Origin of the sequence: Micromonospora sp. RL09-050-HVF-A, assembly GCF_019374995.1 — a bacterium.
Lineage (GTDB): Bacteria > Actinomycetota > Actinomycetes > Mycobacteriales > Micromonosporaceae > Micromonospora > Micromonospora antibiotica.
Window position 1 is genome coordinate 4,150,529 of sequence record NZ_JAGKQP010000002.1, and the last position, 23,921, is coordinate 4,174,449.

Genomic DNA, 23,921 nt, shown 5'->3' on the forward strand with positions numbered 1-23,921 from the left:
TTCCTGGCAGGGTGTACGGCATGGCTGCGCTGCGCCGCGCCCGGATGTCCGACTGGACGATCGTGGTACCCGTCCTCGCGGTGTTGCTGCTCGTCACCTGGAACCGCGAGCTGCCGGGTCTGCTGGTGGCGGTGGTGGCCCTGCTGCTGGCGGACGCAGCCCTGAGCTGCCCACCCTGCCCGGCGGGCGGGCGGCGTCGTGCCCGCCGGGCAGGGTCAGTCGTCGTGGCGTTCGGTGCGGGCGACCTCGGCGAACGCCGCCTCCAGGCACCCGGCGAACGGGACGCCGGTCACCGCGAGCAGGTCGGCCACCAGCAGCGGCGCGTGGGCGGCGACGGCGGTCGGGTCGGGCGGGGTGTCGTCGTCGCCCGGGTCGTAGACGCCGAGCGCCCCGGCCAGCAGGACCAGAACCACCTGCGGGTCGACGTCGGGTCGCCAGGTGGCGGCGGACCGGACGCAGCGTTCCAGCACCTGCCGCACGTCGTCGCTGTCGAGCCCGTCGGGGTGCGCCTGCTCCAGCAGGAGCCGGACCACCCCACCGACGACCAGCCCGGCACGGTCGGCACCGGCGAGCCGGACCACCGCCCGGTCGTACGCCGCGTCGTCGCGGGCCTGGGCGGCGTCCACCGCCTCGGTGGCGGCCACCGCGATCTCGCGGGCCGGGGCGGGCAGGTGTCGCCAGGTCACCGTCACCGGGCCAGCATGGCAGAGCCGGGTCGGGGTGGAAACGGGTCGACCGCCCCGGGGTGGGACGGCGGCTCCCGGTGCGAGGAGTCGCCGGCCGTTCACCCGGGACGGTCGGACGGTGGCCGGCGATCGCCCCTCCGCGCGCCGGTCACCGTGGGTGCTCCCGTACGGACCGTCACCAGGCCCCCGGTGATCGGCGGGTACGTGTAGCTGCCCTTGCTCCCGTCGGTGACGCCGTCATGAGGACGTCGACCACGGAGAGTGTGCGCCGAGGCTATAGGTGCCGGACGACAACTGTTAACTCGAAAAGCGCCGCGCCGGCAAACAGATCCGCCAGTCCCGGCAGTGGGGTCCTAATGGCGATCATGGGTGGCGCGATGGTCCGACGGGGGCGTCCCTTCCACCGATCCACACTCGTCCGCCGGGTGGATCAGGGCGACCAGTCGGTGCCGGGTCCAGTGCCCGGCCACCCCCGGTCGGGCGGCCAGGTAGTCGATCGTCTCGGCCGGCGACCAGCCGTGCGCCTCCCGCAGCCCGTCGGCGATCATCCGCAGGTAGACGGGGGCGGGCGGGGTCCATGCCACGTCGGCGGCCCGCCACGGCGCGGTGAAGGTGAGCATCGGCAGCCCGTCGGCGGTGCCGACCCGCAGCAGGGTCTCGTACCGGCCCGGGCCGAGGGTGGCCCGGCCGGCGGCGACCGCCTCGTCGAGGGCGGGCAGGTCGTCGCCGGGCGGGCGGTACATCTCCTGCGCCGCGAGGTCGGCGAACTGCGCCCGGGTGAGCAGGTAGCCCCGGGCCGCCGCGACGCCGGGCAACTCCGGGTCGTAGAAGGCCATCCCGCCGGTCCAGGCCCGGGACTCCCCGGCGAAGTAGATGCCACCGGGGATCAGCGCCGGTCGCGTCCGGCGCGGTGGTCGGCAGTCCCGACAGCCGGGGTACGACCGCAGCCCGCCGGGCGGCCGGCCCCGGCGAGGTACCAGCCGAGCCGGGCGGCGTGCAGGTTCGACCCGTAGGCGACGTACCAGAGCAGCTCCACCCGGCCCCTTCCGCCGCCTCCGGGCCTCCCACGCTATCGCCCACAGGCCCTGTCCACACCCTGTGGATGAAACATGTGTACGAACGAAGTGATCTTAGTGTGACCGGCTCCTTCCCGCTGAGTACGCTTGATTGCAGCCCCCGGCACCCGTCGGGCCTTCTCACCTGGAAAAACGTGGATCACGAGCGAGTCGTCCGGGACGTCACGGTCCGCCTGCCGATGGCGTCGACCGCTGCCGAGGCGTGCCGGTGGACGGTGACCGCGCTCGCCCGGTACGTCCCCGCCACGATCTCCGTCCTGCTCCAGGCGCACGACCGGCTCCGTTGCATCGCCGCGACCGGCGCCTGGCAGGTGTTCTCCACCGTCGCACCCAAGTCGGGCATCGTCGGCCGGGTGTACGCCTCCGGCGGGGGCGCCACCGTCGACGACGTCACCACCGACCCCGACTACCTGCCGTTACGCCCCGACGTCACGGCCGAGGTCTGCGTACCGGTGCGGGACCCGGCGGGGCGGGTGATCGGCGTGCTCGACCTCCAGTGGAGCGGGCCGGTCGAGCTGGCCCCGTGGCGGGAGACGGCCGAACGCCTCGCTGAACGCCTCGGGGCCCGGATCGCGGCGCTGGGCGGGCCGCCCGCCGAGAGCCGCAGCGAGAAACTGCTCCGGCACGCCACCGCGATGACCTCGGCCCCCACCGACTGGGATCTGATGGCCGCCGCGCTCACCGCCGCCCGGGAGGTCTCCACCCTCTCCACCGCCGTGCTGGTGCTCGCCGGTCGGCACGGCCCCCGGGTCGGCGCACCCACGACGGTCCCCACCGAGTGGGAGTCGCGGATCCGGGCCGCTCTCGCCGACGCCCCGCCCGCGCAACTCGACCGGCTCGTCGCGCGGGCCCACCGGTACGGCGCGGCGTACACGCTGGGTGAGGCGGGGTGCCCGCCCACCGAGGAACATCTCGCGCTGGCCCGTGCCGGGGTGCGCACCCTGGTGTCGGTGCCGGTCGGTCCGCCGGACGACGGTGGGGTGCTGCTGGTCGCCGACGAACGGCTGCTGCGCCCCGACCCGACCACGGTCAACCTGATGGAGCTGCTCGCCGGGCAGGCGTGGGCCGCCCTGGAGCGGCTGCGCACCCTGGCCCAGCTGCGGGAACAGGCAAGCCTGGACCCGCTCACCGGGCTGCGGCACACCGGCACGTTCGGGCGGCGGATCGCGGCGGCCGCCCCCGGGCGTACCGCACTGCTCGCCATCGACGTGGACGGTTTCAAGACCGTCAACGACACCTACGGTCATCAGGCCGGGGACCGGTTGCTGGTGGGGCTGGCCCGGGCCCTGGAGGCGGCGCTGCGGCACGGCGACGAGCTGTACCGCACCGGCGGCGACGAGTTCGTCGCGGTGATCGAGGTGGCGCACCCGGACGAGGCGGTCCGGATCGCCGAGCGGCTCACCGAGGCGGCCCGGCGCACCGGCCGTACGATCAGCGTCGGTGTGGCCCTCCCCCACCCCGGCGAGGCGGCCGACCGCACCCTGCACCGCGCCGACCAGGCCCTCTATGCCGCCAAGCACCGGGGCCGGGACCGCGTGCACCTGTCCACCGGCTGACCGACCGGTCGGTCAGGGGCGGGAGCGGGGTTTGACCACGAGTTCGGCGACCTGCGCGGTGTTGAGGGCGGCGCCCTTGCGGAGGTTGTCGCCGGTGACGAAGAAGTCGAGGGCGCGCGGGTCGTCGACGGCCCGGCGGATCCGGCCGACCCAGGAGGGGTCGGTGCCGACCGCGTCGATGGGCATCGGGAACTCACCAGCGGCCGGGTCGTCGACCAGGATCACGCCGGGGGCGTTGCGCAGCGCCTCCCGGGCCCCCTCGGCGTCGACCTCGGTGGCGAAGACCGCGTGCACCGCGACCGAGTGGCCGGTCACCACCGGCACCCGTACGCAGGTGGCGGAGACCTTCAGGTCGGGCAGACCGAGGATCTTGCGGGACTCGTTGCGGACCTTCATCTCCTCGGAGGACCACCCGTCGTCGGCCAGCGATCCCGCCCACGGCACCACGTTCAACGCCAGCGGCGCCGGGAAGGGCCCCAGGTCGTCGCCGACCGCCTGCCGGACGTCACCGGGCCGGCAGCCGAGCACCCGGTCCCCGGCGATCTTGCCGAGTTGCCGGTGCAGCGCGTCCACCCCGGCCTGGCCCGCCCCCGACACCGCCTGGTAGGACGCGAGCACCAACTCCCGTAGGCCGTACTCGCGGTGCAGTGGGGCGATCGCCACGATCATGGTCAGCGTGGTGCAGTTGGCGTTGGCGATGATCCCCCGGGGGCGGTGGTCCACCTGCTCCGGGTTGATCTCGGGCACCACCAGCGGGACGTCCGGGTCCATCCGGAACGCGGCGGAGTTGTCGACGACCACCGCTCCCCGGTCGACCGCGATCGGTGCCCACCGTGCCGACACCTCGTCGGGCACGTCGAAGACCGCCACGTCGACCCCGTCGAACGCCTCCGGGGTGAGTGCGCCGACGGTCAACTCCTCACCCCGGCAGCGCACCTTCCGCCCGACCGAGCGGGCCGAGGCGAGCAGCCGGATCTCTCCCCAGACGTTGCGCCGGGCGGAGAGCAGGTCACACAGCACGGTGCCGACAGCCCCCGTCGCCCCGACCACGGCCAGGGTGGGCTGCGGTGCCACCGGGGCTACCGTCCTGTTCCCGCGTACACCACGGCTTCGGAGTCGCCGCCCAACTCGAACTGGTCGTGGATGGCCCGGACCGCCCGGTCGAGGTCGGTGTCCCGGCAGACCACGGAGACCCGGATCTCCGAGGTGGAGATCATCTCGATGTTGACGCCGGCCGCGCCGAGGGCGGCGAAGAACCCGGCCGCCACGCCCGGGTGCGACCGCATGCCCGCGCCGATCAGCGACACCTTGCCGACGTGGTCGTCGTAGAGCAGGCCCTTGAACTTGACCGGCTCCTGGATCTTGCTGAGCGCGGCCATCGCCGTCGGGCCGTCGGCCTTGGGCAGGGTGAACGAGATGTCGGTACGCCCGGTGCCCTCGGTGGAGACGTTCTGCACGATCATGTCGATGTTGATCTCGGCACCGGCCACGGTGTCGAAGATGCTGGCGGCCGCGCCCGGCTCGTCGGGCACCCCGACGATCGTGATCTTCGCCTCGCTGCGGTCGTGGGCGACCCCGGTGATCAGTGCCTGTTCCACGGGAAGGTCCTCCATCGATCCGGTGACCATGGTGCCGGTGTTGGTCGAGTATGACGAACGGACGTGGATCGGCAACCCCGCCCGGCGGGCGTACTCCACGCTGCGCAGGTGCAGCACCTTGGCGCCGCAGGCGGCCAGCTCCAGCATCTCCTCGTAGGTGATGTGCCGGATGTGCCGGGCGTTGGGCACGATCCGCGGGTCGGCGGTGAATACGCCGTCCACGTCGGTGTAGATCTCGCAGACGTCGGCGTACAACGCGGCGGCGAGCGCCACGGCGGTGGTGTCCGAACCACCCCGGCCCAGGGTGGTGACGTCCTTGGTGTCCTGCGAGACGCCCTGGAAGCCGGCCACGATCACCACCGCCCCCTCGTCGAGCGCGCCCTTGAGCCGCCCGGGGGTGACGTCGATGATCCGCGCCCGACCGTGCGCCGAGGTGGTGATCACCCCGGCCTGCGAACCGGTGAACGAACGGGCCTCGTACCCCAGGTTGTGGATCGCCATGGCGAGCAGCGCCATCGAGATCCGCTCCCCGGCGGTGAGCAGCATGTCCAGCTCACGCCCCGGCGGCAGCGGGCTGATCTGGTTGGCCAGGTCGAGCAGCTCGTCGGTGGTGTCGCCCATGGCGGAGACCACCACCACGACGTCGTCACCGGCCTTGCGGGCGGCGACGATCCGCTCGGCGACCCGCTTGATCCGCTCGGCGTTGGCGACGGAGGACCCGCCGTACTTCTGCACCACGAGTGCCACGACGGCGCACTCCCTCCCAGCGACGACCCTGAGCGTGCCGACGCCGCCGGCTGAAGTCCGGCGGCGCGTGTCAGACCTCCCCAGGGTATCGGGCGGTACGCGAGAGCGGGTCAGGTGATCCCACCATCCGGCGCGGGCGGCCGATCCGGACGGGCATTTCCCGTGCGGCGGCGCCGACACGCCGACCCGGCGACCCGTGGGCGCGGGGCTGCCCGCGACGGCCGCCCGGCGCAGAATGACCCGGTGCAAGCCCACCCCCGCACGGCCCGCCGGTCGATCGTCGTCCCGGCCCCGTCCCGGCCGACGCTGCCGGCTCCGCTGCTGCTGGTGCTGCCCGTGTTGCTGGCGTTGCCGGCCGGCTGCGCCGCCGACGGCCCGACCGCACCGCCGACCGCGGCCCCCTCCGATCCCGCGCCGGCCGTGGCAGACACCGCCCGAGACGACCTGGCCGCGTTGGCCGCCGCCGCCCGGGACCGGCACCTGACCGCCCGCTACACCCTGTCCGGCACCGACGGCCCGACCCGTGACATCACGGTGGTCAGCGCCGCCGACGGCAGCTGGCGGGTGGACGTGCCGGGAGGCGCACTCGGCGGTACGGCCGACGTCGCGCTCGCCGCCACCCCGGACGGGCTCTTCCAGTGCGGGCTGCCGTCGGCCGGCCGTCCCGGGCCGGCGAGCTGTGTGCGGCTCGGCGGGCGCGACGACGCGGTGCCGCGCCCGCTGGACCCCCGGGTGCAGCACCCGTTCACCGACTGGTTGGCGGTGCTCACCGACCGGCGTAGCGCACTGTCGGTCTCGGTGGCGACGGCCCCGCCCGGGGTGCCCGGGAGCTGCTACGCGGTGGAGAGCACCGCCGCCTCGCTGACCCCACCGCTGGACGTGGGGATCTACTGCTACCAGCCGGACGGTACGCCCACCTTCGTCCGGGCGGCGCTGGGCACGTTGACCCTGGCCGGCCCGCCCGGTCCGGCGCCGGACACGGTGCCGCTGGCGGGGCCGGTGGTGACCGGGGAGCCGCTGGGGCAGCAGGCGGAGCAGCCCTCCCCGAGCCCGGAAACGTCCTGACCCGTCAAGGCGTTACGGGTGCTCTTGACCACATTTGCCTGGGCAGCAAAAATGGTTAAAAACCTCATACGGGATTCTCTTCGCATGGCTGATCTCACTCCGCTGCTCGCCTACCGGTGGAGCCCCCGGGCGTTCCACCCGACCGCCGAGCTGACCGGCGACGAGGCCGCGTCCCTGCTGGAGGCCGCCCGCTGGGCCCCGTCGGCCGGGAACGCCCAGCCGTGGCGGTTCGCCCTCGGCCACCGCGACGACGAGACCTGGAAACGCATCCTGGTCAGCCTCACCGAGGCCGACCAGGGCTGGGCCCGGCACGCCGCCGCGCTGGTGGTGGGCGCGCACACCGGCGGCGACCCGGAACGGCACGCGTACGACCTGGGCCAGTCGATCGCCCACCTGACCGTCCAGGCCACCGCGCTCGGCCTGTACACGCGCCAGATCCGCGACCTCGACCGGGCCGCGCTCGCCGCCGACCTGGACCTGCCGCCGGGGGTCCGCCCCCTGGTGGTGACCGCCGTCGGCCGGCTCGGCGACCCGTCCACGCTGCCCGAGGAGTTGCTGCGCCGGGAGACCGCCCTGCGGCACCGGCACCCCGTCCACGCCCTGCTGCTGGGTTGACGGGTCACCGCCGAACCGACGCCGATCCCGGCGGGTGCGATGCGGATCTCAGAGTCCGGACCGACCTTCCCACCCCCCGTCTCATCACGTAGGGTCACTCTGTCATGTGGCAGGCGTACCTTCTCCTTGGTCGCCGCGACGGGGCCTGACCGGCCGGCACCCCGTCGCGGAGTCGAACCGCGCCGTCCAGCAGATCCGAACTTCTTTCGGCACCCGTCCGGGCATCGCCGCCCGACCCCTGCCGACATCATTCGCAATGCTGACGCCACCTGACCCACGGGAGCACTCCGTCATGGCTCAACCTGTCACCACCGACGCCGAAGCCGATCAGATCGCCCGGCAACGTCCCAGCCGGATGCCGTACCAGCGCTACGAGCCCTACCACCAGCAGTTCCGGATCGACCTGCCGGACCGCACCTGGCCGACCCGGCACGTCGAGGCCGCCCCCCGCTGGTGCGCGGTCGACCTGCGCGACGGCAACCAGGCCCTGATCGACCCGATGTCGCCGGAACGCAAGCGCCGGATGTTCCAGCTGCTGGTGCAGATGGGCTACAAGGAGATCGAGGTCGGCTTCCCGTCGGCCAGCCAGACCGACTTCGACTTCGTCCGGCAGCTCATCGAGCAGGACCTGATCCCCGAAGACGTCACCATCCAGGTGCTCACCCAGTGCCGGGAGCACCTGATCGAGCGGACCTTTGAGTCGCTGCGCGGCGCGCGCCGGGCCATCGTGCACTTCTACAACTCCACCTCCACCCTCCAGCGTCGGGTGGTCTTCGGCCTGGACCGCGACGGCATCGCCGACATCGCCACCCAGGGCGCCCGGTTGTGCCGCAAGTACGCCGAGATCCACACCCCGGACACCGACATCTACTACGAGTACTCGCCCGAGTCGTACACCGGCACGGAGCTGGAGTACGCGGTGGAGGTGTGCGCCAAGGTCATCGAGGTGATCGACCCCACCCCGGACCGCAAGCTGATCATCAACCTGCCGGCCACCGTCGAGATGGCCACCCCCAACGTCTACGCCGACTCGATCGAGTGGATGCACCGGCACCTGCCCCGCCGGGACAGCCTGGTGCTGAGCCTGCACCCGCACAACGACCGGGGCACCGGGGTCGCCGCCGCCGAGCTGGGCCTGCTGGCCGGCGCGGACCGGATCGAGGGCTGCCTGTTCGGCAACGGCGAGCGCACCGGCAACGTCGACCTGGTGACGCTGGGGCTGAACCTGTTCTCCCAGGGCATCGACCCGATGATCGACTTCTCCAACATCGACGAGGTCAAGCGGGCCGTCGAATACTGCAACCAGCTGCCCGTACACGAGCGCCACCCGTACGCCGGCGACCTGGTCTACACCGCCTTCTCCGGCTCCCACCAGGACGCCATCAAGAAGGGCTTCGACGCGCTGCACCGCGACGCCGAGGCGGCCGGGGTGCCGATCGACGAGTTCACCTGGGCGGTGCCCTACCTGCCGATCGACCCCAAGGACCTGGGCCGCACCTACGAGGCGGTCATCCGGGTCAACTCGCAGTCCGGCAAGGGCGGCGTCGCGTACGTCATGAAGACCGAGCACCAGCTGGACCTGCCGCGCCGGCTCCAGATCGAGTTCTCGGGCGTCGTCCAGCAGGTCACCGACCACGATGGCGGCGAGGTCGAGCCGGGCACCATGTGGCAGATCTTCGCCCGCAACTACCTGCTCGACCACCAGGTCGACCCGGCCGTCACGCTGACCGGCTACACGATCGGCACCGTCGACGGCAAGGTCGAGATCGAGGCCCAGGTGGTCGTCGACGGCGCGGCGCGCACCCTCACCGCCGTCGGCAACGGCCCCATCGACGCGTACGTCAACGCGCTCCAGTCGGTGGGCGTGGCCGTACGCGTGCTGGACTACCACGAGCACGCCCTCTCCTCCGGTGGCGACGCCCAGGCCGCCGCCTACGTGGAGTGCGACATCAACGGCCAGACCGTGTGGGGCGTCGGCACCGACCCCAACATCGTCACCGCCTCCATCAAGGCCGTCACCAGCGCCGCCAACCGCACCCGGTCCTGATCGCCGCCGTCCGGGCTGGTGGTCGTCACCGGACGATCCCGGATCACGACCACCAGCCCCGGGCCGGCTGCCGGTCCGGGGCGGCACGGCCGGCCGAGCCCACCCCGCCACCGGCCGGCCACCCCGGCGCGTCCATCCCGCTACGTGCCCCGGGTCGACGGCGCGGCCCGACCCGGGGCGCGGTCCGGGGACGGGGGACGGCGGACCAGCAGGGCGGCCAGCAGCGCGCCGCCGAGCAACAACCCGGCGCACCAGGCCATCGCCCCCCGGAACGCGTCGGTCAGCGCGCCGGCCTGCTCGTAGCCGGTACCGGACAGACCCACCAGCAGCGGCAACGCGGCCACCGCGAGCAGACCGCCGGTGCGCGACGCGGCGTTGTTGAAGCCGCTGGCCACCCCGGCGAACCGGTCCGCCACGGCGGCCAGCACCGACGCGGTCAACGGCGCCACCACCAGGGTCAGCCCGATCCCGAACAGCAGCACCCCGGGCAGCACGTCCCACCAGTACGACGCGCCCGGCCCGACCCGGCGCAGCAGCAACAACCCGCCGGCGGCGACGACCGGGCCGACGGTCAGCAGCAGCCGGGGGCCGATCCGCGCCGACAACGCCCCGGCCCGCGCCGAGCCGAGCAGCAGCAGCACCGTCATCGGTACGGTGGCCAGCCCGGTCCGCAGCGCCGACCAGCCGACGACGTTCTGCAGGTAGACGGAGAGGAAGAAGGTGAACCCGCTCAGCGCGGCGTAGACCAGCACGGTGAAGACGTTCAGCACCGAGAAGAGCCGACTGCCGAAGATCGTGGTGGGCAGCATCGCCCCCTCGCCCCGGTGCCGTTCCAGCAGCACGAAGGAGACCGCGGCGAGGACACCGGCACCGGCGGCGAGCAGCACCGGCCAGGAGCCGACCCCGCGTACCGGGGCGTCGATCAGGGCGTAGGTGAGCCCGCCCAGCGCCAGCGCGCCGAGCAGCGCACCGGCGATGTCGAACCGTCGGCCGGCACTGCGGGAGACGTTCTCGTCTCGGCTCTCCGGCACCCAGCGCATCGCGGCCAGCAGCACGCCGACCGCGAGCGGCAGGTTGATGAAGAAGATCCACCGCCAGGAGAGCGCGTCGATCAGCCAACCCCCGACGAACGGGCCGAGCGCGGTGGACACGCCGGACAGCCCCGACCAGGTGCCGATCGCCCGGCCCCGGTCGTCCGGGTGGAAGCTCGCCTGGAGCACCGACAGCGACCCGGGGGTGAGCAGCGCCCCGCCCGCCCCCTGGAGGAACCGGGCGGCGATCAACTGGTTGGTGTCCTGGGCGAGCCCGCACAGTACGGAGGCGACCGCGAACCAGACCACCCCGATCAGGAAGATCCGCCGCCGGCCGAACCGGTCCCCGAGCGACCCGCCGAGCAGGACGAACGCCGCCAGCATCAGCGCGTACCCGTTGACCATCCACTGGAGACCGGCCACGGTGGCGTCGAGGTCCGCACCCAGGCGGGGTAGTGCCACGTTGACCACGGTGCTGTCCAGGAACACCATGCCGGAGGCGAGGATCGCGGCGAGCAGCGTCCCCCGCCCGGCTGTGGTACGGATACGGAGCGCGTGAGCCGGTGCCGTCATGGGTACCAATCTGCACGCCCACATCCGGAGACGCCACGAAATGCGGAAACCGTGCTTGGGTACTGTGCGGGATCGCCGGAAGCCCGCAAGCTGGAAAGGTGTCGTCTGTGCGTACCAGATCAGGAGGCCGCGCGGCGGTGGCGGCGGCCCTTGCCGCGCTGCTCGCCCTCGGCGCGGGTGGTTGTGACGTCTCGGTGGCCGAGCCGGAGGCGCCACCCGGCAACTCCGGCAACGTCGGTGAGCAGCTCGCGGAGCTGACCGTCGCCGAGGCCGGTTCGATGAAGGGCTACAGCCGCGACCGCTTCCCGCACTGGCGGGACACCGGCAAGAACTGCGACGTCCGCGACAGCGTGCTCCAGCGGGACGGGAAGGACATCCGCCTCTCCGGCTGCAACGTGGTCGGCGGGCGGTGGGAGAGCGTCTACGACGGTCGGACCTTCACCGACCCCTCCGACGTGGACATCGACCACATGGTGCCGTTGGCCAACGCGTGGCGTTCCGGCGCCGACGAGTGGGACGACGCCAAGCGGGGTGACTTCGCCAACGACCTGACCCGGCCGCAGCTCTTCGCGGTCTCCGCCAGCTCCAACCGGTCCAAGGGTGACCAGGACCCGTCGCAGTGGAAACCGCCGAACCGCGCCTACTGGTGCACGTACGCGGAACACTGGGTAGAGGTCAAGCACCACTGGAAGTTGACGGTGACCAGCGCCGAGAAGGCCGCCATCACCGACATGTTGGGAGGGTGCACATGGGCGGGCAAGCGCTGACACCGACCGGCCCGGGCGGTGCCGACGCCGGGGCCGACCCGGCCGGGGCGGCAACGACCGGAGCAGGGGCGGCACCCGAGGGGGCGGCACCGGCCGGCGACGGGGTCGACGGGGGCGGGGCCGCAACGGCGGCCACCGCCGGGATGACCGCCGACGGCCGGGCCGCCGGCTCGGCCGAGGTGCCCGGCGCAGGGATGACCGCCGACGCGGGCGGCGACGGTACGCCCCGCGAGCTGACCGCCGACCTGGTCGCCGGCCCCGGTGGGGTGATGACCGACGAGGTCGGTGTGGTGACCGGCGAGCTGACCCTGAAGTCCCGGTACGCCGACGGCCAGGTCACCCTCGCCGTCCAGTACAAGGACGCCGACGAGTGGTACGCGGTGACGGGCGGGACCGCCAAGCTGGCCGACCCGGCCGGCCTGGACGCCGTACACACCATTGCGGTGGCCCTGCTGCACCGCCCCGAGGGCTGACCCGGCACCGCAGCGGTCCGGTCGGCGTCGCCCGGGATCACCGCCGCTGCGGCCGCACCTGCGGCGGCCCGCACCCGTCCCGCCGGCCGCCCGATCGGCGTGGCACACGACGAGGGCCCCTTCCCGTACCCGGGAAGGGGCCCTCGTCGTGTGCTCACAGGGTGGGGATCAGCTCACCGGTGTCGCCCGGCGCCCCGCCGTCGTCCGGTCGGACCAGCTCCGGCGCCACGTCGTGCGGGCGGAGCCGCCCGGCGGCGATGTCCTCGGCGAAGTGGCAGGCCACCCGGTGCCCGCCCACGACGTCCCGCAGCGCCGGCCGCTCGTCGGCGCAGCGGGTCGGCTGCGCCCACGGGCACCGGGTGTGGAACCGGCAGCCGGCCGGCGGGTTGGTGGGCGACGGCAGGTCACCGGCGAGCAGGATCCGCTCCCGCCGGTCCTCCACCAGCGGGTCCGGCACCGGCACCGCCGACATCAACGCCCTGGTGTACGGGTGCATCGGCTCCCGGTAGAGGTCGTCGCTGGACGCCTCCTCCACCAGCCCACCCAGGTACATCACCCCGACCGTGTCGGCGATGTGCCGGACCACCGCCAGGTCGTGCGCGATGATCAGGTACGTCAGCCCGCGCTCGTTCTGGAGGTCCTCCAGCAGGTTGAGCACCTGGGCCTGGATCGACACGTCCAGGGCGGAGACGGGTTCGTCGGCGACGATCAGATCCGGGTCGAGGACCAGCGCGCGGGCGATACCGATGCGCTGGCGCTGCCCGCCGGAGAACTCGTGCGGGTACTTGCTCAACGCCGAGGCGGGCAGCCCGACCGCCTTCAGGGTGTCCCGCAGCCGCCGGTTCGTCGCCTCCTTGTCGTCGGCCAGCCCGTGCGCCTTGAGCCCCTCCACCAGCAGCGACTCCACCGACTGCCGGGGGTCCAGGCTGGACAACGGGTCCTGGAAGATCATCTGCATCCGGCGGCGGGCCTTGCGCATCGACTCGCCCTTGAGCGCGCGCACGTCGGCACCGTCGAAGACGATCTCACCGTCGGTCGGCTCGACCAGCCGCAGCAGGCCCCGGCCGAGCGTCGACTTGCCGCACCCCGACTCGCCCACCAGGCCGTACGTCTCACCCGCGTTGATCGACAGTGAGACGCCGTCGACCGCGTAGACGTAGCCGACGGTACGGTCGAAGAGCAGGCCACTCTTGATCGGGAAGTGCACCTTGACGTCGCGCAGCTCGATCAGCGGCCGCCCCTGCCCGGTGGCGTCCCCCGGCCCGGGCTGCCCGGCCCGGCGTCGCCCGGCGCGGTGGTCGTCCCGGCCTCCGTTCCCGGCAGCCCGGTCGCGGCGTCGTCCGTCCCCACCCGCCCGGTCGCGGCGTCGTCCGTGGCCGACCGCTGGGTCGCGGCCTCGTTCTCCGGTCCGGTCCGTTCGGTCACGGCACCGCCACCTCCTCCGAAACAGGGTTGTTGCAGCGCAGGTCGCCGCCGGTGGCGGTGGGCTCCAACGGGGGCGGGCCGTCCAGGCAGGCGTCCACCACGTTGTCGCAGCGCGGCGCGAAGGCGCAGCCCTCGACCCACGGGATGTTGTCGGCCACCGAACCCCGGATGGCGTGCAGCCGCTCGCCCCGCGGCGAGTCGAGCCGGGGCACCGAGCTGAGCAACCCGTGCGTGTACGGGTGCCGGGGCCGGGCGAACAGCTCGTGCCGGGCGGCCCGCTCCACGACCCGGCCGCCGTAGAGCACGTTGACCGTGTCGCAGAGACCGGCCACCACCCCGAGATCGTGCGTGATCATGATGAGCGCGGTGCCGGTCTCGTCGACCAGTTGCTTGAGCAGGGTGAGGATCTGCGCCTGGATGGTGACGTCCAGCGCGGTCGTCGGCTCGTCCGCGATCAGCAACCGGGGCTTGCAGGCCAACGCGATGGCGATCAGGGCACGCTGCCGCATCCCACCGGAGATCTGGTGCGGGAACTCCGTCAGCCGGCGGTCCGGGTCGGGGATGCCGACCGCGTCGAGCAACTCCCGGGCCTCCCGCAGCGCCTTGCGCCGGTCCATCCCCCGGTGCCGCTCCAGCACCTCGGCGACCTGCACCCCGATCGGGATGACCGGGTTCAGCGAGGACAGCGGGTCCTGGAAGATCATGCCGATGTCCCGGCCCCGCCGGTCCCGCAGGTCGTCCGGGCGCAGCTTGAGCAGGTCGGTGCCCTCGAACAGCACCTCGCCGGTGACCCGGTTGCCCCGCTTCGGCAGCAGCCCCATGATGGCCAGGCTGGTCACGCTCTTGCCGCAGCCGGACTCGCCGACCAGGCCGACCGTCTGCCCCGGCTCCACCGTGAAGCTGACCTGGTCGACCGCCGCGAACGGCCGCTCGCCCCGGCGCTGGAACACCACGCTCAGATCGCGTACGTCGAGCAGGCTCATCGGGTCACTTCCTCACTGTGCTGGTCGTTCGCTCCCGGCTGCGGTCGCCGGCCCACCGGGTGCCCGCCCGGCCCGGGACCGCCGGCCCCCGGTCGGGCGGGTCGCACACCGACCTGCCGCACCGCCGTCACCGCCGGTTCTTCGGGTCGATCGCCTCACGCATCGCCTCACCGAGCAGGGTGAAACCGAGCGCGACCACGATGATCGCGAGCGCCGGATAGTAGGCCAGCTCGGGGCGGACCTCGAAGTAGCGCTGGCCGTCCACACCCAGCATCAGCCCCCACTCGGCCCGGTTGATGTCCGGGTCGCCGAGGCCGAGGAAGGACAACGCCGCCGCGTCCAGGATCGCCACCGCGAAGGTCAGGGTGGCCTGCACGATCACCGCGGTCAGCGAGTTGGGCAGCATGTGCCGCAGGACGATGTTGCGCTCCTTGACGCCCAACGCCCGCGCGGCGAGCACGTGGTCGCTCTCCCGCTGGGCGAGCATCGAGCCGCGCAGCAGCCGGGCGAAGACCGGCACGCTGACGATCGCCACCGCGAAGATGACCGTCCACTGGCTCGACCGGCTGGCCATCGCGACCAGGGTGATCGCCAGCAGCAGGCTGGGCAGCGCCAGCATCACGTCGGTGAGGCGCATCAGCACCACGTCGACCCAGCCGCCGAAGGCACCGGCCACCGCACCGAGCAGTACGCCCAGGGTGAGGCCGATCAGGGTGGCGAGCACGCCGACGAAGAGGGTCTGCCGGCTGCCGTGGATCATGCGGGAGAAGAAGTCCCGACCGAGCGGGTCCGAGCCGAACGGGTGCCCGGCGGTGGCACCCGGGATGCTGTCCACGGTCAGGTCCCGGGTCAGCTCGTCGAACCGCTGCACCGGGTCGTGCGGGGCGATCAGCGGCGCGAAGATCGCCACCAGCACGAACAGTCCGACGATGACGGCACCGACGATGGCCACCGGGTTGCGGCGCAGCCGGCGCAGCGCGTCCCGGTAGAGGCTGACCCCGCCCGGGTCCGCGGTGGCCCGCGCCAGCTCGTCGAGCCGGGCCCGCTTACGGTCGCCGAGCCGACCGAGGCTGCGCTCCCGCCGCTGTGCCGGGGTGTCGCCGGGCTGGCCGGTCGGGTTCTCGCCGGCCTGCCCGTCGGCGGCCGGGCCCTCGGCGGGCTGGTCGGTGGGGGTGTCGCCGGTGCGGGGCTTGCCCACGCCGGGGCGGGTGGTCGGGTCACTCATCGCACACGCACCCTCGGGTCGATGAACGCGTAGGAGAGGTCGACCAGCAGGTTGACCAGCACGAAGACCAACGCGGCGAGCAGGATGATCGCCTGGAGCACCGGATAGTCCCGGCCGCCGCTGATCGAGTCGGTGATCAGGGTGCCGAGGCCGCCCCAGTTGTAGACCTTCTCGGTGAGCACCGCGCCGGAGAGCAGCGCGCCCGTCTGCAGACCGATGGTGGTGACCACCGGCAGCAGGGCGTTGCGCAGGATGTGCCGGCCCCGGATGGTGCGGTGCCGCAGGCCCTTCGCCTCGGCGGTCCGCACGTAGTCCTCGTTGAGCACGTCGAGCACGCTGGCCCGGGTGATCCGGACGATCACCGCGAGCGGGATCGTAGCCAGCGTGACCGCCGGCAGGATCAGGTGCCAGAGCGCGTCGGCGCTGGCGTCGAACTCCCGGGTGAGCAGGCCGTCCAGGACGTAGAACCCGGTCACGGTGGTGTTGTCCATCCCGGTGCTGATCCGCCCGGACGGCGGGAACCAGTGGATGTCCTGGGTGAGGACGTCCTTGAGCAGATAGCCCAGGAAGAAGATCGGGATCGAGATGCCGAGCAGGGTGCCGGCGATGGTCAGGTTGTCGAGGAGTCGGCCCCGGTAACGGGCGGCGAGGTAGCCCAGCGGCACGCCCAGGCCGACCGCGATGATCATGGCGGCGACGGCCAGTTCGATGGTGGCCGGGAAGGCGCGGGCGATGACGTCGGTGACCGGGTCACCGGAGCGGATCGAGTTGCCCAGGTCCCCGGTGATGACCCGCTGCATGAACTTGCCGTACTGCACGAGGATCGGCTGGTCGTAGCCGAGGGCCTTGATCAGCAGCGCCCTTCGTTCCGGGGTGGCCCGCTCGCCGAGCAGCGCCTCGACCGGGCCGCCGGGCAGGTTGCGCAACCAGACGAAAATCAGCGCGGACAGCGCTATCAGCGTCACCACCAGCTGCAGCAGGCGGCGGACTATGACTCGCAACATCTCTCACACACCAGACTCTCGATGTTCGCGGCATCGGCCCGGGCCGGCACTTGCTCCCGACCCGGGCCGATGCACGCCTACGGCGTCAGCCGACGGACGTCACTTGCTGACGCTGACCGTGTTGAACCGCTCGTCGGTCAGCGGGCTGGCGACCAGCCCCTGCACGTCCTTGGTGACGACGATGGCCGGCGGGGCGTGCCAGACCGGCACGGCCGGCAGCCACTTGGCGGCGATGTCGCGGTTGACCTGCTCCCAGGCCGCCTTCTTGCCCGCCTCGTCGACGGTGCCGTCGGCCTTGGCGATGGCCTCGAACATCTCGGTCATGGCCTGGTCGCCGAACTCGACCTTGCCCCGGCCGAAGAAGGTGCCGACGAAGTTGCCCGGGTCGTTGTAGTCACCGGTCCAGCCGAGGATGTGCAGGTCCTGCTTGCCGAACTGCTGCACGTCGTCCTTGAAGCCACCGTTCCACGGACGCGGGACGCCGTTGACCTTGATGCCGACGGCCTGCAGGTCGTTGGCCAGGACGGTGAAGATCTCCTGCGGGTTCGGCATGTACGGCCGGGAGACGTCCGGCGGGTAGTAGAAGTTGAGGGTCAGCCCCTCGGCGCCGGCGTCCTTGAGCAGCTGCTTGGCCTTGTCCGGGTTGTACTCGTACTTCTGCACGTCCGGGGCGTAGCCGAGCACGGTGTCCGGCATGAACTCGTCGGCGACCTTGGTGCCACCCGGGCCCTTGGTCTGCACGAGCTGCTGACGGTTGAGGGCGTAGGCGATCGCCTGGCGTACCCGCAGGTCCTTCAGCTTGGGGTTCTTCTGGTTGATGCCCAGGTAGAGGATGTTGAACGCCGGGCGGTCGAGGACCTGGAAGCCCTCACCGGACAGCGCCTTGCGGTCGGCCGGGGCCGGGAAGTCGATGCCCTGGACGGTGCCCGCGCGCAGCTCCTGCTTACGGGTGTTCTCGTCCTTGATCACCTTGATGATGACCTTGTCGACCTTGGCCTTCTCGCCCCAGTAGTCGGGGTTGCGGTTCAGGGTGATCTCGTTCTTGGCCTTGTCCCAGCCGCCGAACGTGAACGGGCCGGTGCCGACCGGGGTGGTGGTCGCGAACGAGCTGTACTCGAAGGAGTCGCCGTTCTGCTTGACCGTGTCGGCGTCGCCCTTCTTGAGGGCCTCCGGGCTGGCGATCGAGAGCGCGGTCAGCGCGAACGCGCCGGGGAACGCACCCTTGTACTGGTTGAGGGTGACGACGGCGGTGCCCTCGTCCTTAGCCTCGCACTTGTTGTAGAGCGCCTGGCCGGCACCCTCGGCCTCGTTCTTGGCGAACCCGCCGAAGACGTCCTGGTAGTAGATCATCTGCGACTGGGCGGCGGCGCCCTTCATGTTGTACCAGCGGTCGAAGTTGTAGCAGACCGCGGCCGAGTTGAAGGGGGTGCCGTCGTGGAACTTCACGCCCTGACGCAGCTTGAAGGTCCAGACCTTGCCGTCGGGGTCGTGCTCCCAGCTCTCGGCCAGGCCACCCACCAGGTCAGCCGTGCCCGGCTTGTGCTGGATCAGCGTGTCGTACATCTGCCGGACCGGCCGGAACGACTCACCGTCGTCGTTGAAGATCGGGTCGAAGTTCTTCGGGTCACCGGCACCGGCGAAGATGAAGGTGCCGCCCGTCTTGGCCTCGCCACTGCTGTCATCGCCGCGGTCGCTCTCCGCACAGCCGGCCGCGCCGACCGCCAGGGCTGCAACGGCCACGAGGCTCACGGCCGTCCTTAGCCTTCTCGCCTGCATCTCTCACCTCTGTCATCCGCCTGAACAACGCCGGTCCATGGCTCGGTCCGTGAGCGGGAGGCTATGACACGTCACACCGAAGCGGAACGGCCGTTAGGCAATCGCTATCAAGCCGACACCAAGCGCAAGGTCTGACACCGCCGGATCTCCCGACAAACAGGACTGTCACAGCGGTACCTCGGAGATATGTCCGCAACCGCCCGGACCATCCGAGTCCGCGGTCGTTCCCGGTCACCCGCCGGCACCGGACCACCCGGCCGCCTCCCGCAGCCCGGTCGGCGGGGCACCGGTCGGGGACCGTAACGGCCGTCGTGCGCACCGTGTCCGGTTCCGGGAGTACGCTGCGCGCCCGCCCGGGCGGTCTGCGTGTCATGGGGTCGACGTCCCGTGACCGGCGGCACCCCCGGGCCGGAATCCGGGCCGGCCCGCAGGCGTTACACCCTGCGTACGACCGCAGCAGCACCCCCGGCCGCCCGGCCGACGCCCCCGGCGGAATGAGCGGGCACCGACGGTCGTTACACCTCCCACGGACGACCGCAGCAACACCCCCGACCGGCCCGCCCCCCGCATCCGTGCGGGAATGGCCCCGGCACCCCGGTCGTTACACCTGACCCCGGCACGAGCGGCCCACCTCCCCGGCCGGGACCCCCGAACTCCCCCCACCTGAGCGCCCCGACGTGGTGCCCACGCCCGCTACGCCTGCCCCCGGCAGGCACACCGACCCCCCGGTCGGTCCCCGGGCGTCAACCCCGAAGGAGCTACCCCCATGAACACCACCATCCTGCGTAAGACCGCCCTCGGCATCGCCGGCCTCGCCTTCACCGGCGGCATCCTCGCCGGCCCCGCCACCCACGCCCACGCCGCCACCGACACCCACCCCGCCGCCGCCGCCGCCACCACCGTGCAGGCCGACAAGCCCGCCGTGGACAAGACCAAGCTGATCCCCCACGGCGTGCAGGGCGACCAGTCCCGCATCGACCTGAACGACGAGCAGACCGGCAACGCCAAGGCCATCATCGCCGCGACGAAGAAGGCCGGCATGGACGAACGCGCCGCCGTGGTCTCCATCGCCACCGCCCTACAGGAGTCGAAGCTGGAAAACCTCGGCCACCTCGGCGACCGCAACGACCACGACTCCCAGGGCCTGTTCCAGCAACGCCCGTCCTCCGGCTGGGGCACGGTGGAGCAGATCACCGACCCCGAGTACGCCACCCTGGCGTTCCTCAAGGGCCTCAAGCAGGTCGACGGCTGGCAGGACATGCCCCTGACCAAGGCCGCCCAGACCGTCCAGGTGTCGGCGTACCCCGACCACTACGCCCAGTGGGAAACCCAGGCCGCCGACCTCGTCGCCCACCACTGGAACAGCTGACCCCCGTACGACACGATGGCCGGCACCCCGCCCGGGGTGCCGGCCATCGGCATGTCCACCGTGTCGCCGTGGTGCCTGCCCTGGGGACCACGAACCGTCTCGGCACCGGAGACCGGGCGTCAGACCGCGCGGCGGCCCTCGAAGGCCCGGCCCAGGGTGATCTCGTCGGCGTACTCCAGGTCGCCGCCGACCGGCAGGCCGCTGGCGAGGCGGGTGACCGCGATCCCCATCGGCTTGACCATCAACGCCAGGTACGTCGCGGTCGCCTCACCCTCGGTGTTCGGGTCGGTGGCGAGGATCAGCTCACGGATCGTCCCCGCGCTGAGCCGGGTCATCAGCTCACGGATCCGCAGGTTGTCCGGGCCGATCCCCTCCAGCGGATTGATCGCCCCGCCGAGCACGTGGTAGCGGCCCCGGAACTCACCGGTCCGCTCGATCGCCACCACGTCCTTCGGTTCCTCGACCACGCAGATCACCTCGTCGGTGCGGCGCGGGTCGCGGCAGATGCGGCACTGCTCCGACTCGGCGACGTTGAAGCAGGTGGTGCAGAACCGGACCAGGTCCTTGACCTTGCGCAACGCCCCGGCCAGCCGGGTGACGTCGGCCGGGTCCGCCGACAGGACGTGGAACGCGATCCGCTGGGCGCTCTTCGGGCCGACGCCCGGCAGCCGCCCCAACTCGTCGATCAGGTCCTGGATGGCACCCTCGTACATCGGCGGGTCAGAATCCGGGCAGGCCGAGGCCGCCCATGCCGCCGGCCACCGGGCCCATCTTCTGGTCGGTCAGCTCCTTGGCCGCCTCGGCGGCGTTGTGCAGGGCCGCGACGACCAGGTCCTCCAAGGTCTCGACGTCCTCCGGGTCGACCGCCTTCGGGTCGATCCTGATGCCCTTGATCTCACCGGAGCCGGAGACGGTCGCGGTGACCAGCCCACCACCGGCGGTGCCGGTCACCTCCGCCTCGGCCAACTCGGCCTGCGCTTTGGCGATCTGCTGCTGCATCTTCTGCGCCTGCTTCAGCATCTGCTGCATGTTCGGCTGTCCACCTGGGCGCACGGATGGCTCCTTCTCGCACTCGTCTGCTCGGCCGCGCCCAGCCTAGTCGGGGGCGACCGGTGGTCCGGTCCGGGGAACGGCGCGTCAGCGCGCGTCCACCTCGTCGATCTTCTCGGCACCGAACGCCTCACGGAGCAACTGCACCGCCTGCTCCTCGCTCGACTGCCGGGCGGTCCGCTCGTCGATCACCTCGTCCAGCGGTTCGTCACCCGGGTCGAACCCCTCGTATGCGGGAGTGGCCCGGGTCGCGCCCGCCGGTGCCCCACCGGCACGGACCGGACCGTCGTAGTCCGGGTCGTAGGGCGGCTCGCCCGCCCACTCCGCGTCGGCGGTCCTGCGTCCCGCCGGGGCGGCCCGAGGTCCCTTACCCGCCGCAGCCGCCCGCGCCGCCGCGATCGCGCTGCTCACCGGCGCACCGGTGGCCCCGGCCGGCGCCGGCTGCGGTGTCGGTGGCGGACCGGCCGGTCTGGGTACGGCGGGCGCAGCGGGCACCGCCGGGGCGGCTGCCGTCGCGGTCGCCGTAGCCCCACCGGGGCGGGCCGGTTCGGGCCACTCGTCGGAGGATGAGCTGGCGGACCCGCCGGGGCGGGCCGGTTCGGGCCAGCCCTCGTCGTCGCCCCCACCGACCGCGTCGGCCGGGGTGACTGCGCTGCCCGCCCTGCCCACCTGGTCGGGCGGCCCACCCGGTGACCGTGCCGCACCGCCGCCGCCAGCCGCACCGTTTCGGGCGGTGGGGCCAGGCGAACCGCCCGGTGCGGTGGGGCCGGGCGAGCCGGTGGACCCGGCCGGGGTGCCGCTGGACGGGCCGGCCGGGTTACCGCTGGACGGGCCGGACGAAGCGCCGCTGACCGGCCCGGCCGGTGCGGTGGGTGGGGCGGGTGCCGGTCGGGGCGGGGCGGCAGCAGGGCGGGACGGAGCGCCGGACGACGCGCCACCCCGTTCACCGGCCACCTCGCAGCGGATCTGCCACCGACCGCCGAACTCCTCGTACAGCGCTTCGAGGAGGAGGTCCGGCTCGGCGGAGAGAGCCTGGGCGTGGAACGGGTACCGGAACGTGAGCAGGAGGGACTGCCCGTCGACCTCCCGGACGGTGGCCTCCCGCGCCCAGGCCGCCACCTTTTTGCTCTTCCGGCCGACCTTACCGACCACGTCCGGCCACACCCGGCGTACCGCGACGGCGTCGAGGGCACCGGGTGTCGCAGCACCCGGACGCGGCGGCTCGGGGGTGGCCGGGTCGGGCATGACGGCCGAGGGCGGCACCCGACGGGCCGCCGGGTCGGGGTCACCGACGCCCGGACCACCGGCCGTCGGGGTGGAGCCGTCAGTCGCGGGCCCCCCGACAGTGGGGACGGAGTCGTCCCGGGCGGGCCGGCGGGGGCGGGCGGGGTGGGGGCGGGCGGGGTAGGCCCGCTGGGCCGGGAAGCGGCCGACGCGGCAGCGGCGCGGGCGGCGGCCGCCCCGGACAGCGCATCGACAGCCGCCGGCGGGCCGGCGGTCTGCGGGTCGGACGCGGCGGCAGCCGCGCCCGGGGCGGGAGGCTCCTGACGTACCGCAGGAGTGGGGGTGGGGGATGCGGAGCCGGCGGCGGCCGGCGGCAGCTCCCCGCCACCCAGGGTGAGCCGGCGCTCCATCCGTTCGAGGCGCTGGAGCAGGGCACCGGTGGCGTCGTCGACGCCGGGGAGCAGCATCCGGGCGCAGATCAGCTCCAGCAGCAGCCGGGGCGCGGTGGTGCCGCGCATGTCGACCAGACCGTTGTGCACGATGTCGGCGCACCGGGACAGGGTCGCCGGGCCGAGCCGCTGGGCCTGGGCGGCCATCCGTTCGATCTGGTCGGCCGGGCCGTCGATCAGGCCCTTGCCGGCGGCGTCCGGCACCTGCTGGAGCACGATCAGGTCGCGCAGCCGTTCGAGCAGGTCGGAGGCGAACCGGCGCGAATCGTGCCCGGCCTCGGCCACCCGGTCGACGGTGGCGTACGCCGCCGCGCCGTCCCCGGCGGCCAACGCGTCGCACATCTCGTCGATCAACGCGGCGTCGGTGACGCCGAGCAGCGCGGCGGCCCGGGCATAGGTGACCCCCTCCGGGCCGGCACCCGCGATGAGCTGGTCGAGCACGGAGAGGCTGTCCCGGGCGCTGCCACCACCGGCGCGCACCACCAGCGGGAAGACCGCCGGATCGACCGTGACGCCCTCGGCCTGAGTGAGCTGCTCCAGGTACGGCCGGAGCACCTTCGGCGGGATCAGCCGGAACGGGTAGTGGTGGGTCCGCGACTTGATCGTGCCGAGGACCTTCTCCGGCTCGGTGGTGGCGAAGATGAACTTGACGTACTCCGGGGGCTCCTCGACCAGCTTGAGCAGGGCGTTGAAGCCGGCCGACGAGACCATGTGCGCCTCGTCGATGACATAGATCTTGAAACGACTCTGGGCCGGCGCGAAGAACGCCTTCTCCCGCAGCTCACGGGCGTCGTCGACACCACCGTGGCTGGCCGCGTCGATCTCGATCACGTCGATCGAGCCGGAGCCGTCGACGGCCAGCGACCGGCACGAGGCACACTGCCCGCACGGCTCCGGGGTGGGCCCCTGCTCGCAGTTGAGCGAACGGGCCAGGATCCGGGCGCTGGAGGTCTTGCCGCAGCCCCGGGGACCGGAGAACAGGTAGGCGTGGTTGAGCCGCCCGCTGCGCAGCGCCTGCGACAACGGCTCGGTGACGTGCTCCTGGCCGATGACCTCGGCGAAGGTGCGCGGCCGGTACTTGCGGTAGAGCGCCAGCGTCACTCGCCCCGCCTCCTCTCGACCGAGCCATTCTGCGCCGGTCGGGCGCGGGTGACCACCCACCACCCCGGGACCCGACCCGCA

Annotated in this window: 22 protein-coding genes and 1 pseudogene; 7 read left to right on the forward strand and 16 right to left on the reverse strand. The window is 72.6% G+C overall.

The annotated features are described in order from the left end of the window. Positions 1 to 215: 215 nt before the first annotated feature. From J7462_RS18160 to J7462_RS32315, 3 genes are all read right to left on the reverse strand, one after another. Positions 216 to 692, reverse strand: a complete 477-nt coding sequence (locus J7462_RS18160; RefSeq protein WP_219465127.1) for a hypothetical protein — start codon at positions 690 to 692, stop codon at positions 216 to 218. A 347-nt stretch (positions 693 to 1,039) separates the two neighbouring features. After that, a complete protein-coding gene (locus J7462_RS18165; protein ID WP_255597774.1) occupies positions 1,040 to 1,522 on the reverse strand; it encodes a hypothetical protein in 483 nt (160 codons plus the stop codon). Between the two features lie 50 nt (positions 1,523 to 1,572). Beyond that, entirely contained in the window at positions 1,573 to 1,722 is a 150-nt protein-coding gene (locus J7462_RS32315) for a hypothetical protein (RefSeq protein ID WP_255597775.1), read from the reverse strand. 174 nt (positions 1,723 to 1,896) lie between these two features. Between J7462_RS32315 and J7462_RS18170 the strand changes: the two genes are divergently transcribed. Then, complete coding sequence (locus J7462_RS18170) at positions 1,897 to 3,318, forward strand: diguanylate cyclase (protein ID WP_308290930.1); 1,422 nt, start codon at positions 1,897 to 1,899, stop codon at positions 3,316 to 3,318. A gap of 12 nt (positions 3,319 to 3,330) precedes the next feature. On the opposite strand, the gene J7462_RS18175 is transcribed toward J7462_RS18170, so the two are convergent. Both J7462_RS18175 and J7462_RS18180 read right to left on the reverse strand, forming a co-directional pair. After that, positions 3,331 to 4,392 (reverse strand): aspartate-semialdehyde dehydrogenase, encoded by a 1,062-nt coding sequence (locus tag J7462_RS18175; protein WP_208567686.1) that lies wholly within the window; start codon positions 4,390 to 4,392, stop codon positions 3,331 to 3,333. Between the two features lie 5 nt (positions 4,393 to 4,397). Beyond that, positions 4,398 to 5,663, reverse strand: coding sequence for an aspartate kinase (locus J7462_RS18180; RefSeq protein WP_208567685.1), 1,266 nt, complete (start codon positions 5,661 to 5,663; stop codon positions 4,398 to 4,400). Between the two features lie 243 nt (positions 5,664 to 5,906). Between J7462_RS18180 and J7462_RS18185 the strand changes: the two genes are divergently transcribed. The 3 genes from J7462_RS18185 (at position 5,907) to leuA (ending at position 9,390) form a co-directional block, all read left to right on the forward strand. After that, a complete protein-coding gene (locus tag J7462_RS18185; protein WP_219465129.1) occupies positions 5,907 to 6,728 on the forward strand; it encodes a hypothetical protein in 822 nt (273 codons plus the stop codon). Between the two features lie 84 nt (positions 6,729 to 6,812). Beyond that, positions 6,813 to 7,343 (forward strand): nitroreductase family protein, encoded by a 531-nt coding sequence (locus J7462_RS18190; protein ID WP_219465130.1) that lies wholly within the window; start codon positions 6,813 to 6,815, stop codon positions 7,341 to 7,343. A 292-nt stretch (positions 7,344 to 7,635) separates the two neighbouring features. Further along, the gene (gene leuA, locus J7462_RS18195; RefSeq protein WP_219465131.1) at positions 7,636 to 9,390 is read left to right on the forward strand and encodes a 2-isopropylmalate synthase; all 1,755 of its coding nucleotides are present in this window, start codon (positions 7,636 to 7,638) and stop codon (positions 9,388 to 9,390) included. A 140-nt stretch (positions 9,391 to 9,530) separates the two neighbouring features. Here the strand turns inward: leuA and J7462_RS18200 are convergent, their stop codons facing one another. Further along, positions 9,531 to 10,994, reverse strand: a complete 1,464-nt coding sequence (locus tag J7462_RS18200; protein ID WP_219465132.1) for an MFS transporter — start codon at positions 10,992 to 10,994, stop codon at positions 9,531 to 9,533. A 107-nt stretch (positions 10,995 to 11,101) separates the two neighbouring features. Here J7462_RS18200 and J7462_RS18205 point away from each other — a divergent pair, with 107 nt between their 5' ends. After that, complete coding sequence (locus J7462_RS18205; protein WP_219465133.1) at positions 11,102 to 11,761, forward strand: HNH endonuclease family protein; 660 nt, start codon at positions 11,102 to 11,104, stop codon at positions 11,759 to 11,761. Beyond that, the gene (locus J7462_RS18210; RefSeq protein WP_219465134.1) at positions 11,743 to 12,234 is read left to right on the forward strand and encodes a hypothetical protein; all 492 of its coding nucleotides are present in this window, start codon (positions 11,743 to 11,745) and stop codon (positions 12,232 to 12,234) included. Before J7462_RS18205 ends, J7462_RS18210 begins: the two co-directional genes overlap by 19 nt. Before the next feature lie 154 nt (positions 12,235 to 12,388). Here J7462_RS18210 and J7462_RS18215 read toward each other — a convergent pair whose 3' ends face one another. The 6 genes from J7462_RS18215 to J7462_RS18240 all read right to left on the reverse strand — a co-directional run bounded on the left by J7462_RS18215 (position 12,389) and on the right by J7462_RS18240 (position 18,647). After that, positions 12,389 to 13,465 carry an ABC transporter ATP-binding protein gene (locus J7462_RS18215; protein WP_219470434.1) on the reverse strand — a complete coding sequence of 359 codons (1,077 nt, stop codon included), beginning with the start codon at positions 13,463 to 13,465 and terminating at the stop codon, positions 12,389 to 12,391. Continuing rightward, a complete protein-coding gene (locus J7462_RS18220) occupies positions 13,462 to 13,659 on the reverse strand; it encodes a hypothetical protein (RefSeq protein WP_219465135.1) in 198 nt (65 codons plus the stop codon). Before J7462_RS18220 ends, J7462_RS18215 begins: the two co-directional genes overlap by 4 nt. After that, positions 13,656 to 14,642 carry an ABC transporter ATP-binding protein gene (locus tag J7462_RS18225; RefSeq protein WP_208567679.1) on the reverse strand — a complete coding sequence of 329 codons (987 nt, stop codon included), beginning with the start codon at positions 14,640 to 14,642 and terminating at the stop codon, positions 13,656 to 13,658. Before J7462_RS18225 ends, J7462_RS18220 begins: the two co-directional genes overlap by 4 nt. A 127-nt stretch (positions 14,643 to 14,769) precedes the next feature. Continuing rightward, entirely contained in the window at positions 14,770 to 15,867 is a 1,098-nt protein-coding gene (locus tag J7462_RS18230; protein ID WP_219465136.1) for an ABC transporter permease, read from the reverse strand. Beyond that, positions 15,864 to 16,871 carry an ABC transporter permease gene (locus J7462_RS18235; protein ID WP_208567678.1) on the reverse strand — a complete coding sequence of 336 codons (1,008 nt, stop codon included), beginning with the start codon at positions 16,869 to 16,871 and terminating at the stop codon, positions 15,864 to 15,866. The genes J7462_RS18230 and J7462_RS18235 overlap by 4 nt, the downstream gene beginning before the upstream one ends. 99 nt (positions 16,872 to 16,970) lie before the next feature. After that, positions 16,971 to 18,647 carry an ABC transporter substrate-binding protein gene (locus J7462_RS18240; protein ID WP_219465137.1) on the reverse strand — a complete coding sequence of 559 codons (1,677 nt, stop codon included), beginning with the start codon at positions 18,645 to 18,647 and terminating at the stop codon, positions 16,971 to 16,973. Positions 18,648 to 19,413: 766 nt separating this feature from the next. Here J7462_RS18240 and J7462_RS18245 point away from each other — a divergent pair. Next, positions 19,414 to 20,016 carry a hypothetical protein gene (locus J7462_RS18245; RefSeq protein ID WP_219465138.1) on the forward strand — a complete coding sequence of 201 codons (603 nt, stop codon included), beginning with the start codon at positions 19,414 to 19,416 and terminating at the stop codon, positions 20,014 to 20,016. A gap of 119 nt (positions 20,017 to 20,135) precedes the next feature. Here the strand turns inward: J7462_RS18245 and recR are convergent, their stop codons facing one another. From recR to J7462_RS33685, 4 genes and pseudogenes are all read right to left on the reverse strand, one after another. Continuing rightward, positions 20,136 to 20,729: a recombination mediator RecR gene (gene recR / locus J7462_RS18250; protein ID WP_208570826.1), complete on the reverse strand. Its 594-nt coding sequence runs from the start codon at positions 20,727 to 20,729 to the stop codon at positions 20,136 to 20,138. Positions 20,730 to 20,736: 7 nt separating this feature from the next. Beyond that, entirely contained in the window at positions 20,737 to 21,045 is a 309-nt protein-coding gene (locus J7462_RS18255; RefSeq protein WP_219470436.1) for a YbaB/EbfC family nucleoid-associated protein, read from the reverse strand. Positions 21,046 to 21,153: 108 nt separating this feature from the next. Beyond that, positions 21,154 to 22,311 carry a hypothetical protein gene (locus J7462_RS33680; protein WP_374197583.1) on the reverse strand — a complete coding sequence of 386 codons (1,158 nt, stop codon included), beginning with the start codon at positions 22,309 to 22,311 and terminating at the stop codon, positions 21,154 to 21,156. Between the two features lie 125 nt (positions 22,312 to 22,436). Next, positions 22,437 to 23,903: pseudogene (locus J7462_RS33685) on the reverse strand (DNA polymerase III subunit gamma and tau); the annotation flags it as partial. Positions 23,904 to 23,921 lie beyond the last annotated feature (18 nt).